Annotated in this window: 9 protein-coding genes; 8 read left to right on the top strand and 1 reads right to left on the bottom strand. The window is 36.1% G+C overall.

The genetic code is table 11. The features are described from left to right. Positions 1–70: 70 nt before the first annotated feature. On the top strand, positions 71–1030 hold the full coding sequence (locus ABD682_RS08705; RefSeq protein WP_344740836.1) for a sialate O-acetylesterase: 960 nt from the start codon (positions 71–73) through the stop codon (positions 1028–1030). A gap of 99 nt (positions 1031–1129) precedes the next feature. Here ABD682_RS08705 and ABD682_RS08700 read toward each other — a convergent pair whose 3' ends face one another. Then, complete coding sequence (locus ABD682_RS08700) at positions 1130–2176, bottom strand: GntR family transcriptional regulator (protein ID WP_344740835.1); 1047 nt, start codon at positions 2174–2176, stop codon at positions 1130–1132. 129 nt (positions 2177–2305) lie between these two features. Here ABD682_RS08700 and ABD682_RS08695 point away from each other — a divergent pair, with 129 nt between their 5' ends. From ABD682_RS08695 to ABD682_RS08665, 7 genes are all read left to right on the top strand, one after another. Next, the gene (locus ABD682_RS08695) at positions 2306–3241 is read left to right on the top strand and encodes an AraC family transcriptional regulator (protein ID WP_344740834.1); all 936 of its coding nucleotides are present in this window, start codon (positions 2306–2308) and stop codon (positions 3239–3241) included. 341 nt (positions 3242–3582) lie between these two features. After that, positions 3583–5688 (top strand): bifunctional aldolase/short-chain dehydrogenase, encoded by a 2106-nt coding sequence (locus ABD682_RS08690; protein WP_344740832.1) that lies wholly within the window; start codon positions 3583–3585, stop codon positions 5686–5688. Between the two features lie 86 nt (positions 5689–5774). Beyond that, entirely contained in the window at positions 5775–7055 is a 1281-nt protein-coding gene (locus ABD682_RS08685) for a sugar isomerase (protein WP_344740831.1), read from the top strand. A gap of 4 nt (positions 7056–7059) precedes the next feature. Further along, on the top strand, positions 7060–8430 hold the full coding sequence (locus tag ABD682_RS08680) for an FGGY-family carbohydrate kinase (RefSeq protein ID WP_344740829.1): 1371 nt from the start codon (positions 7060–7062) through the stop codon (positions 8428–8430). Positions 8431–8432: 2 nt separating this feature from the next. Continuing rightward, entirely contained in the window at positions 8433–9584 is a 1152-nt protein-coding gene (locus tag ABD682_RS08675) for an alpha-hydroxy acid oxidase (protein ID WP_344740827.1), read from the top strand. A gap of 10 nt (positions 9585–9594) precedes the next feature. Further along, on the top strand, positions 9595–11010 hold the full coding sequence (locus ABD682_RS08670) for a purine-cytosine permease family protein (RefSeq protein WP_344740826.1): 1416 nt from the start codon (positions 9595–9597) through the stop codon (positions 11008–11010). 238 nt (positions 11011–11248) lie between these two features. Beyond that, positions 11249–13519, top strand: a complete 2271-nt coding sequence (locus ABD682_RS08665) for a GH92 family glycosyl hydrolase (protein ID WP_344740824.1) — start codon at positions 11249–11251, stop codon at positions 13517–13519. Positions 13520–14238: the final 719 nt, after the last annotated feature.

The raw sequence follows: 14238 nt of genomic DNA, 5'->3' as shown, positions 1-14238 counted from the left end.
AGGCGCTAGGGAGCCATTGAATTCCTTTGATGGAAAATGGGAAGTTTGTTCATTAGAGACTATTTCGAAATTGACTGGGGCAGACTATTTTTTTGGAAAAAAATTGAATGAAAAATTGAATGTACCTATTGGACTCATAGACATTTCATATGTCTTGGCCACAATAGCAACCTTTTTAGATAAAACAACTGTTTTGCACACTAAAGATACTTCTGCAATTTTTTCATTCAAAAGACAAAGACATAAGGAATTTTTAAAACAAAATATAAATTGGGAAGAAAATGGCTATCAAGGAAAGAGACCGGCATACAACCCTCAACATTTTCCGACACTTTGTTTTAATGGTATGGTTAACCCAATCATTCCTTTTTCTTGTAAGATTATTGTCTGGTACCAAGATGAATCAGAGGCTCTTAGTCAAATTTCCGAACAATATGTGACTTGGTTTGGTGATTATATTTCAATGATGAGGAAAAAGTTTAAAAATCCCGAGCTACCAATTTATTACGTGCAACTAGCTGGTTTCGAATTTCCACAGGACACCACCTCAATTTCCTGGGCAAAATTTAGAATTAGTCAGGAGGAATGTTTAAAATATAAAAATATTGGGATGGCAACAGCTGTAGATATAGGAATAAATAATAATATTCATCCTGTAAACAAGCAAGAGATAGGAAGACGTTTGGCTCTTATCACCCTAAATAAAACCTATGGGTTTTCCGATATTATCTATCAGGGACCTCACATATCATCTATAGAAACAAAGTCGAAAAAACTTATATTAACTTTTGATCATACGTACGGTGGACTTGTAAGCAAATCAAAGGGAAATACTGTAACTGGTTTTTCAGCAGAATTAAATAATGGAGAAATATTACAATTAACCGGAAAAATCACCTCCAAAAATACGATCCAAATCAGTGTTTCAAACTTAAAAAGCATCCGTTATGCTTACGCCAATTACCCTGATTGTAATCTTTACAACAACGCTAATTTACCAGCATTACCTTTTACAAAATCCATCTATTAATTGATTATTAGAATTTTTTCTAAAATTTATTTTCAACCAAATTTAATTGTAAAGTAATTAGTTTAAGGTAATCAACAATAAAAGTACTAGAATAGCATTTTAAAGTGAGTCTCTATCAATAAAGTTAAACGGATTTTTAATAATTCCTTTTTCTTTATTTAAAATCATTTTAGCAGTAGTTTCACCCATCAGCTTAAAATCGGTTGATATTACTGTTATCCCTAATAATTCTTTTAATGGGGTATCATTATAGGAAATAATTCCGATATCAGAACCAAGTTTGAAGCTACACTCTCTGGCTTGTTTGACTAAATTTACTAAATCCGACTCTTCTATGGTTATATAAAGACTCCCTTCCTTTATTTTAATATTTTCATTTATCTCATTTAATATTTCGAAATCCAGATTATGTTCGACACAAAATTTTCTGAAACCATGTAAAATTCTACGAGGGTAAGGGTAAAGGGCTTTCTCAGGATAACTCAAAAATATTTTATTATACTTCTTTATTTTTGATAGGCCTTCATTTAAGGCATTATAAATATCATTTTCAAAGTCTTGATAAATTTCAACAATATCATTACCTAAATTAGGTTTACTGTTGTCAAGTATTACTAATTTTTCCTTTGGAATACCCTCCAATTCCTTTAAAACGCTTTCTGTAAAACTTACATGATTAGAATCTTTGGATTTAAAGTGAGGCATTATAACATAATAATCGTATGCGTTTTTATTTTTTTCAAGAAGGTTTAGAAAAATACTCTCATCACAATGGTAAACATGTAAATCAATATGAGAATTTTGTCCCATAGCATTGATAAAGTGGTTATAGGTTTTAAGTTTATAGGAACTTAATTTATTTACCAAGAAGAGAATATTTGTTTTGGAGATTAATGAAGTTCTGGAAATATAATAACCCTTTCCTCTAATCGACGTAATTATTTTTCTTTCTTTAAGAATACTATAGGCTTTTTCAACCGTGTCGCGAGATAAGTAGTATTCTTCACTGAACATATTAATCGAGGGTATTTTTTGATCAAATTTCAAATTCCCTTCTGAAATATTCTGGATAATAGAATCAACAATTTGTCGATATTTAGGTTTGCTTGAAGTATTTTCAATGCTTATTTCTTGAAAAATTTCCATAATTAGTTTGAGTTAGTAGTTGGTACTTTTTTTACAAAATTCTCTGGTTAGTTAGAATTTTAATTACTTATAATGCACTATTTGATAATTACTTATTATTTTTATTGAACCAATAAACAACATTAAAAGATGAGTTCAAATACAGAAAATGATAAAAAAGTTGCACAAATTGATATCAATCTAAATGTTGATTTTAAGAAATATTTTGTTCTATCCGAAATAGACCATAAATGGGGATTTGTCATTAGCGATGTCGGACACTGTAAAGTGTTGCCCTATTCAAATTATCCACCGGATGGTCATCCAACTTCACATATGTTTTCTTGGGATAAGGGTAGGGTATTGAATGAGTATCAACTTGTTTTGATTATGGACGGTCAGGGAATATACGAAGGCGCCTCTACAGGTGCCAAAAACTTAAATTCAGGAGACGCGATTATTTTATTTCCGGGGGAATGGCATCGGTATAAACCTTTAAAAAAAATGGGTTGGACAGAAATATGGATTGGCTTTTATGGGGAGATGGCCGATATTGTTATGCAAAACTCCTTTTTTCAAAAAGAAAATCCTATAGTCAATAATTGTTCTAATATTTTGATTAGGAATTTATACTCCTCTATTTTTCAACTAGCGATGGACGAACCTTTTGGATATCAAAAAACATCTTCAGGCCTCTGTCTGCAATTAATTGCAGAAATTCATAATCTTCAAAATAAAAAAAACTCAATAGTTGGAGATGACTCAAATATTTCAAAAGTGAAATATTTAATGAATAAAAACATAGATAGATCTATTAATTTGAAAAACTTTTGCCTTAATAACGGGATAAGTTATTCGAAATTTAGAGCTGACTTTAAATATCAAACAGGTCTTGCTCCCTTACAATATTTCATTCTTCTGAAAATAGAAAAAGCAAAATATTTATTTAAAACCACCGATCTAAAAGCAAAACAAATAGCTTATCAACTTGGTTTTAGCTCCGAACACTATTTTTGCAGATTATTTAAATCAAAAACCGGTATGACAACCAAAGAATTTAAGGAAAATTCCTCGGTCATAAATTAAGAATTTTAGTCGGTATATATTTTATCCAAACTCCTCTGATTCTTACAGAATTTGCTCAAATATTTGTTTTTAAGGCTAATAGGTCTTTTGATTCTAACAGTTTACAAGACTGGGAAGTTATGTGATAGTCCATTAAAATTATTTAAATATGAAAGCTTATTAAGGTCGACCAAAAATACTCTCCAGATTAATCATGATTTATGTGAGTTGACCTAAAGCAATTTTATTTTTGTTTAATAGTATTCGACAAGTTCATTTTTTGGAGCTTATTACAGTATAGTACAGGATGCAAAAAAATAATTTGAAATATATTTTTGACTAAAATTATTTAATACCGAACAATGAAGGAAATTACCAAAAGCTTTAAGTACGTTGATTATTTATGGGACGACGCAAAAGCTTCCGCTTTAGGAAACAATCAGGTCGATTTATTTTTATATCGATCAAATATTTTAGGAGCTGACCTACGAATTACAAATTATGGTGGTGGAAATACAAGTTGTAAAACCATGGAGCGTGATCCTCTGACCAATAAAGAAGTTGAGATAATGTGGGTGAAGGGTTCCGGTGGTGATATAGGCACTTTAACAAGATCTGGAATTGCTGGATTATACACCGAAAGATTAAGAAGCCTCAAAAATGTATATAAAGGTTTAGATGACGAGGATCGTATGGTTGGTTTATTTAATCATTGTATTTATGATTTGGATAGTAAAGCGCCTTCAATTGACACGCCTCTTCATGGCTTACTTCCTTTCAAGCATATCGATCATTTGCATCCCGATGCCCTAATTGCAGTTGCTGCCGCAAAAGACAGCAAAAAAATAACTCATGAAATTTGGGGAGATACCATGGGATGGGTGCCGTGGCAGCGTCCGGGTTTTGATCTGGGTCTCCAACTTGAAAAATGTTTGAATGATAACCCGGGGATTAGAGGTATTGTTTTAGGAAGTCATGGTTTGTTTACCTGGGGTGACACGTCTTATGACTGTTATATGAATAGCCTGGAGGTTATTGAAATGGCTTCAGAGTACATTGCAAATAAAATTAAAGAGAATGGATCTGTTTTTGGTGGTCAGAAAATAGAAAGTCTACCAACAGAACAGCGTAAGGATAGAGCAGCACAATTGATGCCATTACTTCGTGGATTATGTTCTTCAGAAAACCGGATGATCGGACATTTTACAGATGCCGATGTCGTAATGGAATATATAAACAGTAACGATTTGGAGCGTCTAGCTCCAATGGGGACATCATGTCCTGATCATTTTTTAAGAACAAAAATTCAACCACTGGTTTTAGATTTAGATAAAAATGAGGACTTATCCAATACCAATGTTATTTTAAAGAAGCTAGAACCCGCTTTTGAAAAATACAGGCAGGAATATGCTGATTATTATAACACATGTAAACGAGATAATAGCCCTGCTATGAGAGATGCTAATCCGGTAATCATAATATATCCTGGAGTAGGAATGTTCAGTTTTGCAAAAAACAAGCAAACTACGCGTGTGGCAAGTGAATTTTACATAAATGCTATTAATGTTATGCGCGGCGCAGAGGCAATTTCTGAATACACGTCTTTACCCAGACAAGAAGCATTTGATATTGAATATTGGTTGTTGGAAGAGGCTAAATTACAACGGATGCCTAAGGAAAAACCATTATCCCGGAAAGTGGCATTAATCACCGGTGCAGGAGGCGGCATTGGAAAAGCGATAGCCGATAAATTGGCGGAAGAGGGTGCTAATATTATCCTTACTGATATTAATGAGGAAAGTTTGGCAGAAGCACATGCATCTTACAAAAGAGATGTGTCTACTTATGCTCTGTGTGATGTTACCAAAACAGAATCGATAGCTGAAGCTTACAAACAAGCTTGTCTGGCTTTTGGAGGAGTAGATATAATTGTCCACAGTGCAGGACTTGCCATTTCAAAGCCTCTGGAAGACACCACAGACAAAGACTGGAACATTCTTCAAGACATTCTCGTTAAAGGTCAGTTTGATCTGGCAAAACAAGGAGTCGCCATTTTACGCCAGCAAGGTTTAGGAGGTGATTACATTTCAATAGCGAGTAAAAATGGTTTAGTTAGTGGACCGAACAATGTAGCATACGGCACGGCAAAAGCAGCACAACAACACATGGCGAGATTACTAGCAGCTGAATTAGGACCTGACCAGATTCGAATTAATACTGTAAATCCTGACGGTGTTATTGTTGGTAGTAAAATTTGGGAAGGCGATTGGGCAGAAGGAAGAGCAAAGGCATACGGCATTACAGTAGAAGAGTTACCTGCCCATTATGCTAAAAGAAATTTATTAAATCAAATTATTTATCCTCAAGATATAGCGAACGGGGTTTTTGCTCTTGTCGGTATATTGGATAAATCCACAGGTAATATAATAAATGTAGATGGCGGTATGGCCAACGCATTTGTAAGATAAAATTTAATATTTGAGTTTAGTTTAGTTTAGTGGAACTTCCATAAATTCTATGGTTTGTGGAAGTTCTTTACTTTAAGAATTAGAATATGATCATAAATAAAGAACATTTATTTGAGGACAATAAAAAGGATCTCAAGTCCCACAAAGAATCCTTTGATTTTTTAGGTTTAAAATTGGATAATGAAGGTCACGATGTGGCCAAAATTATAACCAAATTAAAAGATTTTCAGGTGGCAATTCCTAGCTGGGCTCTTGGTGCCGGTGGTACCCGATTTGGTCGGTACTCCTTTTACGGTGAACCCTCAAGTCTCGATCAGAAAATAGAAGATATAGGAATAATTCATACTCTAACGCAAACATCTGGAGCTGTTTCGCTGCATATTCCATGGGATATCCCCGAAGATTTTAAATCGATTAAAGAACTGGCTTGTTCTTTGAATATTAAGTTCGACGCTGTAAATTCAAATACATTTCAGGATCAGAAAGGCGCCAAAGAAAGTTATAAATTCGGATCTTTGAGCAACACGAGTAAAGCTGCAAGAGAGCAGGCTATTCAACATAATCTTGATGTTATAAACATCGGGAATAAGCTGGGGTCTAAAAGTTTAACCGTGTGGCTAGCCGATGGTTCAAATTTCCCCGGACAAAGCAATTTTCAAACCGCACTTCAACATACTGAGAGTAGTTTAAAGTCTATTTATAAAGGATTACCTGACGATTGGAGTATGCTCATAGAATATAAACCTTACGAGCCAAATTTTTACAGTACCGTTATTCAGGACTGGGGAACTTCTTTCATGCTTGCTAATGCTTGCGGAGAAAAAGCCTATTCTCTGGTAGACCTGGGACATCATTTACCGAATACGAATATTGAACAAATTGTTTCTATTTTAATGATGAAAGGTAAATTAGGCGGATTTCATTTTAACGACAGCAAATATGGTGATGATGATTTAACAGTAGGAAGTATTAAGCCTTATTCACTATTTCTTATTTTTAATGAACTGGTTTATGGCATGCGAAATAATCCTCAAAATCCTAATCTGGCATGGATGATTGATGCCAGTCATAATATTAAAGACCCTCTTGAAGATTTAATTCAGTCTCTTGAGTCGATTCAAGAGGCCTATGCTAAAGCGCTTTTGGTTGATCAGGACGCTTTGAAAGATGCACAAATGAATCATGATGTGGTGACTTGTCAGGAAATTTTGCAGGCGGCTTACAGAACTGATGTTCGGCCTTTGATTGAAAAGGCCAGACTCGATCTGGGAGGAGCAATTCACCCGATAAAAGCATTTAGAAACTTGAAAGTTCGTGAGACCTTGATCAAGGAGAGAGGTAAAAATACGGTAGCAACAGGATTGTAGTTTTATGACAGACGTAACCGCGATTTTTGATATTGGAAAAACCAACAAAAAATTTTTTCTCTTTGATGAAAATTTTAAAGAGGTTCACAAGGAGTATATACATTTCGATGAAATAAAGGACGAGGACGGACATCCAACGGAAAATTTGGAGGCTCTGCAAGATTGGTTGAAATGTGTTTTTGAAAAGATTTTAAAAACATCCGAATATCGGGTAAAAGCCATTAATTTTTCCACCTATGGCGCTAGTTTTGTGCATTTGGATGACAACGGTCAACCGCTTACTCGGCTTTATAATTATACCAAACCTTTGGATCAGGAAATTTTAAATTCTTTCTTAGAAAAATATGGTTCCAAAACTGAATTTTTGAATCGGACGGGTTGTTTCGATCTGAGTTTTTTGAATTCAGGGATGCAACTGTATTGGTTAAAATATGCAAAGCCCGAGGTTTTTAAGAAAATAAAATACTCATTACACTTACCACAATATCTCAGTTATATTTTTACCGGAATCCCGGTAAGTGAATACACGAGCATTGGTTGTCATACAGCCCTTTGGGATTATGAGAAAAAAGATTATCACCAATGGGTTTATGATGAAGAAATCCATAAAATTCTGCCGCCAATTGTTTCTACTGAGACAAGTATTAACATGAACTACAACGGAAAACGCATCAAAATTGGTGTGGGTATCCACGATAGTTCAGCAGCGCTATTGCCTTATGTTCGGAGTATTAAAAAGAAATTCGTTTTGGTTTCAACAGGAACCTGGAGTATAGCATTAAATCCCTTTGCGAAGTTTTCGTTATCGGATAATAAAGCAAGTTCGGATTTTATTAACTACATGCGCATCAATGGCAAACCGGTAAGAGCCGCGCGTTTGTTTTTAGGAAATGAATATAAATTACAGGTCAGGAAATTGAATGAATACTACGGGAAGTCAGAAGATTTTCATCGTTCTGTAAAATTTGATTACGATACTTATTTCGAAATCATTCAGGATTTTAGCCACATATTTAAGTGGGAAAGTATACAGGCTAAAAATATGCCTTCCAAAACCAAATTACCTTATGAAAAATTTGAACATGCCTATCATCAACTGATGACCGAGTTGGTTTTGTTACAAATTGAAAGCATTAAAAAGCTTATAGGTGATGATGAAATCAAAAGACTTTATGTTGATGGCGGCTTCAGTGGTAATGACCTCTATATTAAATTAATGTCACATTATTTTAGGGATAAAAAACTTCGGACAACGGATGCCTCATTAGGCTCAGCGCTAGGAGCGGCGATTTCAATATCTGATAAAAAGTTAAACTCCAAGTTTCTGAAGAAAAATTATGCCTTAAAGAAACATGTTCCATTTATAATTAAGTAGCTATGCAATCAGAAATAAATTCGAATTATCCATCCATTGAAGATTTACGTCTAAAGGCAAAAAAAAGAGTTCCTCTATTTGCATTTGAGTATTTGGATGGGGGATGTAATGAGGATGTGAGTATTATCAGAAATACGTCTGATATTCGAAAGGTCCAGCTACAACCGCGTTATCTTCATAATTACGGGGAGAGTTCCACGAAGACCAAGATTATGGGCCTTGAATACGATGCACCGTTCGGTATTGCTCCGGTAGGATTACAAGGTCTGATGTGGCCGAATTCTCCTGAAATTTTAGCCAGGGCGGCACACAAACATAACATTCCTTTTGTTTTGAGTACTGTGACCACCATGGACATTGAAAGAGCGTCCGAGCTCACTGAAGGAAAGGCCTGGTTCCAGTTATATAATCCGGTCGAAGATGAGCTGCGTGATCAAATTTTAAATCGGGCGGAAGCAGCACATTGTCCGGTATTAGTGCTTCTGTGCGACGTGCCAACTTTTGGTTACCGACCACGTGACATTCGAAATGGTTTGGCTTTACCGCCAAAAATGTCTGTTCAGAATATTTTACAGATTTTAGGAAAACCGACCTGGGCTTTTAACACCTTGAAATACGGACAACCTACCTTTGAAACCTTGCGACAACATATCCCTGAAGGGCTTAATTTAAAACAATTGGGCTATTTCATGGATAAAACGTTTTCCGGTAAACTGAATGAGGAACGTATAAAACCTATTCGTGATAAATGGAAAGGCAAACTGGTGTTGAAGGGCGTTGCCTCAGAGCAAGATACTTTGGAAGCTATAAAAATGGGTTTTGATGGCATTATCGTTTCTAATCATGGCGGGCGACAACTGGATGCAGCACAATCTACAATCAGTTCACTCAAATCAATTACGAAACATGGTGATAAAATAGAAATAATGATGGATAGTGGTTTACGATCCGGACCTGATATCGCCAGAGCTATTGCCAGCGGAGCAAAATTCACCTTCATGGGGCGTTCCTTTATGTATGGTGTGGCAGCATTAGGCAATAAAGGTGGAAATCATACCATAGCGATCACTAAACGACAATTCCAACAGGTGATGGACCAACTATGTTGTAAACGCGTTGAAGATCTACCAAAACATTTACTAACAACTAACTAAACTAATATTTATGGCATTAAATCATCATGAAGAAGAAATTGTAGAGGAAATTTCAGGAGGTGAATTTGAAAGAACCCCTGTTCCTAAATCCAAATTAAAAAGTTGGAAAAGTTTTCTTGGTATGTATGCAGGAGAACATGCAGCAGGAACTGAATTCATTATTGGCCCCTTATTTTTAACAGCTGGGGTTAGTGCATTTGATCTCATTGTGGGTTTATTACTCGGAAATTTATTAGCCGTTTTAAGCTGGCGATTTTTAACCGCTGAAATTGCTGTTAAAAACAGATTGACCTTATATTATCAGCTTGAAAAAATATGTGGTAAAAATCTGGTCACGTTTTATAATTTGGCAAATGGTATATTATTTTGCTTCCTGGCAGGAGCTATGATCACGGTTTCCGCTACGGCTGTTGGTATTCCTTTTGATATGCCCATGCCAAAACTAACTGATACAATGCCCAACGGTGTCACTTGGGTAATAATTGTCCTTGTAATCGGTGCTATAATTTCAATTATTGCTGCACGAGGCTACGACACTGTTTCCAGAGCGGCCAATTGGATGTCTCCCGTTATTGTCATTGCATTTGTTGCTTGTGGAATTGTGGCATTAAAACAACTTGGTGTATCCAGCTTTTCACAGTTTTGGGATATCTGGGGAACAGGTTCAGACCCATTCCCCGGACAAATAAAATACACCTTTTGGCATGTGGTCATCTGGTCGTGGTTTGCCAATGCCGCCATGCATATAGGCATGTCTGATTTGTCCGTATTTCGTTATGCGAAAAAAGCGAGTTCCGGTTGGACCACCGCTGCCGGAATGTATGTTGGCCATTACATGGCATGGATAGCTGCAGCACTTTTATATGCCGTATATTTAAAATCGCCAGAAGCCCAAGCCTTTTTGAGTCAAGGGGAAGCTCCACCGGTGGCTCCAGGACCATTAGCGAATAATGCCATTGGAATTTTTGGTATAATTACCGTAGTTTTAGCAGGCTGGACCACTGCAAATCCAACTATTTATAGAGCTGGTCTTGCCTTTCAGGCTATCATGCCGAAAACATCCACCTTTTGGGTAACAATTATTGCCGGAACTGTTGCAACTGTAGCGGGAATATTCCCTGCATTTGCGATGCAATTATTGGGCTTTGTTGCCTTATATGGATTTATATTAGCACCGTTTGGGGCTGTTATTGTGTTTGAGCACTTTTTCTATAAAAAAGCGGGAATCATCAAGAACTATGCAGAGGAAGCTAAAATTAAATTCAATAAAGCAGTTATGATTTCCTGGGCTATTAGCTTCGGTTTATTCTACTTTATTTCAATTCACTTTCATGTGTTTCTGTCTTTTGTGACACTTCCAGCCTGGCTACTTTGTGGCGTGTTATTTTTAATTTTAAGTAAAGTTTATCAGCGGAAATTTAAATAGAATAACAAAGATTTTTTTTAATTTGCTAAATAATCCTCTCTTTTGTTCTTTCTGGTTTGTGATTCTAATTTATTGGAAATCAAACTTAAGACGTGTAAAATTAATTGCTAGTTCAAGCTTACTTACGAAAATCCTCGCGGATTTTCTATTCGGTTTGTATTTACTAAATTAGGTGCTTAAAACACGCAACTAATCTTACACAAACACGTTAACTCTTATTAAAAAATAAAAATTAGTAATGCGAAATACTTATTTAGTCATTATTTTAGTAATGCTATTAATTAGTTGCACTAACAAATTATCAAAAGTCAATTACATCAAACCAGTTATTGGCGCTGTAACTTATGGCGAAAGGTCGAAAAGCATGCAAGGGTTAGGGAAAACCTTTCCCGGCACTGCAACTCCGTTTGGGCTGGTACAGCTTAGTCCTGATACCCGAACAGGTGGAGATAACGGTCCCGGATATTCATACAACCATACTACTATTGAGGGGTTTAGTTTTACCCATATGAGCGGAATTGGCTGGTATGGTGACTTAGGAAACTTTCTGGTAATGCCAACTACAGGTAAAATGCACACCAATAAAGGGGAAGATGATAAACCCGAAGACGGGTATCGTTCGCGTTATTCGCATGATAATGAAACCATAGAAGCCGGATATTACAGTGTACTTCTTACCGATTATAATATTAAAGCTGAATTAACTGCAGCTACCCGAGCTGGGATACTCCGGTTTACTTTTCCAGAGAACGATAGTTCCAGAATTCAGATTGATCTAGCGAGAAGAATCGGTGGTACTTCTACCGAACAATACATTAAATTAGAAAATGAGAATACCATTTCAGGCTGGATGAAGTGTCCTCCCGAAGGCGGTGGCTGGGGTAACGGAGAAGGAAAAGCCGACTACACGGTATATTTCTATTGCCAGTTTAGTAAACCATTTAAAGACTACGGCGTCTGGTCAGCCAATATTCCGGAGAGTTGGATTAGAAAACGTGAAGAAGTTAACGGAAAACCCTATCAGGACATCATAGCCAAAGCAACTATCCATAAAGGAATTAAGGAATTCCAGGGAAAGCATTTAGGTTTTTTCACCAACTTCAAAACGCAAAAAGATGAACAAATTCTGGTGAAGAGTGGAATTTCATTTGTAAGTATTGACGGTGCAAGGTTAAATCTTCAGACTGATATTCCGCACTGGGATTTTGAAAAAGTGGAAAAGAACAACAAATCTCTCTGGAATAAAGCCATAAGTTCTGTAACAGTTGAAGGAGCTACAGAAAAAGATCGCGAAATTTTTTATACCGCGCTTTTTCATACGATGATCGACCCCAGGGCATTTTCCGATAATGATGGTAAATACATCGGCGCCGATAAAAAGATTCACAAAACAGACAATTTCGTATATCGGACCATCTTTAGTGGATGGGATGTCTTCCGGTCCCAGTTCCCATTACAAACCATAATCAATCCTGCGATGGTAAATGACGAAATAAATTCGCTGATCCAAATGGCAGACCTTAGTGGGAAAAAATATTATCCACGGTGGGAGTTCCTCAATTCATACTCAGGCTGTATGATCGGCAATCCGGCAGTTTCGGTAATTGTTGATGCCTACGAAAAAGGAATCCGGAATTTTGATGTTGTCAAAGCCTTTCAATATTGCAAAAACAGTGTAGATACCTTTGGAAACAATCCCCTTGGATATACGCCAAATTCGATTTCCCAAACCCTGGAATATGCCTATACCGACTGGTGTGTTGGTCGGTTTGCTGAATCTCTTAACAAACCTAGTATAGCGAATGAATACTATCAACGAAGCTTGAATTATAAAAATATCTGGAACAAGGAAGTAAACTGGTTTCGTGCCAAAGATGAGGAAGGCAACTGGAACGAGTGGAAAGGTAAAACCATACAAGGACAAGGTTGTGTGGAAAGCGATCCTTACCAGCAAGGTTGGTTTGTCCCTCATGATATCACAGGGTTGACTGCTTTAATGGGTGGAAAAGATTCAATTCAAAAACAACTTGTTCATTTTTTTGAGATGGCGCCTGACGATTTCTCGTGGAATGATTATTACAATCACGCGAATGAACCTGTACATCATGTGCCTTTCATCTTTAATGAAATTGGCTTACCCAGACAGACGCAAAAATGGACCAGGCGCATCTGCGAAGCTGCTTACGGAACCGATGCATATGGCTTATGCGGCAATGAAGATGTCGGACAAATGTCGGCATGGTATGTATTGGCATCAATAGGCATTCATCCCATAAATCCGGGAGATAATAAATATCAGATTACAAGTCCTGTGTTTAACCGGATTGAACTGAAACTGGACAAAAAATATTATCATGGCAATACGTTCACCATTATTGCCAACAACAACTCGAAAAAGAATATTTATATCAAATCCATAAAGCTAAATGGGAAAAAACTGGATCGATACTGGATTACACACAACGAAATTGTAAATGGAGGAGTACTTGAGTTGGAAATGGAAAAATAAACAAGAGTTAACATTTTGTATAAGTAATGGCAGGCAAAGTATTAAATTTTAAGGTTTGTAGCTCGCTCAAACTGCGTAGCGGTTTGACAGGAAAGTAGACCGCAATCTGCCACTACTCATAGAATTTACCGTTAGCGTTCATAAGGTACGGTAAAGGCACATCGTTTACAAGGTTAAAGGGACATAGCTTACACTTTTTTAGGTTGTAATTTGAGATAAAAATCAAGCTTTGCAAGTTACTCAACAAATTCAACTCGAAGAATTGGAATCTTTTATTGTAGCCTTCCATAAAAGAAAAGGCTACAATTTCACTTAAAATTTTACCTCTAAAAGTTCACTATTTGCTGAAGTCAAATACGCTATTACGTCAANAATAAAAAAAACTTCCAAGGAAGCTTCATTAACAATATTAGTTTATAAGGATTAAGGAACTTAATCCACAATGGAATTTATTTTTTTATACCTACCTTGATTTGGCCAGGCTCTTTAAAAAATTAAAGATTAAAAATATTTTAGAATAAGCTCCCGAAGGTTCCGTATTCGAATTAGATCTTAAACTTTTTCCTCCTTTGATTTTCTGTTTTTTATATTCTCCTTAGCACTATCAATTAAAGCTACCAATATTACTACACTTATTACAATAGCGCCACCAGCAAGGATATATTTTAGATAGGTGTTTTGAACATTTCGTTTTTCAGTAGTGAACTTTTCTTCCATGA

Origin of the sequence: Gaetbulibacter aestuarii (genome assembly GCF_039537665.1) — a bacterium.
In the GTDB taxonomy this organism is placed as follows: domain Bacteria; phylum Bacteroidota; class Bacteroidia; order Flavobacteriales; family Flavobacteriaceae; genus Gaetbulibacter_A; species Gaetbulibacter_A aestuarii.
The sequence above is the reverse complement of the archived record's forward strand: the minus strand, read 5'-3'. Positions and strand labels throughout refer to the sequence as shown.

What these genes read in the sequence shown, in the direction of transcription:
- ABD682_RS08700 (WP_344740835.1), bottom strand. Translation starts at nt 2,176, where the DNA reads ATGGAAATTTTTCAAGAAATAAGCATTGAAAATACTTCAAGCAAACCT.
- ABD682_RS08695 (WP_344740834.1), top strand. Translation starts at nt 2,306, where the DNA reads ATGAGTTCAAATACAGAAAATGATAAAAAAGTTGCACAAATTGATATC.
- ABD682_RS08690 (WP_344740832.1), top strand. Translation starts at nt 3,583, where the DNA reads ATGAAGGAAATTACCAAAAGCTTTAAGTACGTTGATTATTTATGGGAC.
- ABD682_RS08685 (WP_344740831.1), top strand. Translation starts at nt 5,775, where the DNA reads ATGATCATAAATAAAGAACATTTATTTGAGGACAATAAAAAGGATCTC.
- ABD682_RS08680 (WP_344740829.1), top strand. Translation starts at nt 7,060, where the DNA reads ATGACAGACGTAACCGCGATTTTTGATATTGGAAAAACCAACAAAAAA.
- ABD682_RS08675 (WP_344740827.1), top strand. Translation starts at nt 8,433, where the DNA reads ATGCAATCAGAAATAAATTCGAATTATCCATCCATTGAAGATTTACGT.
- ABD682_RS08670 (WP_344740826.1), top strand. Translation starts at nt 9,595, where the DNA reads ATGGCATTAAATCATCATGAAGAAGAAATTGTAGAGGAAATTTCAGGA.
- ABD682_RS08665 (WP_344740824.1), top strand. Translation starts at nt 11,249, where the DNA reads ATGCGAAATACTTATTTAGTCATTATTTTAGTAATGCTATTAATTAGT.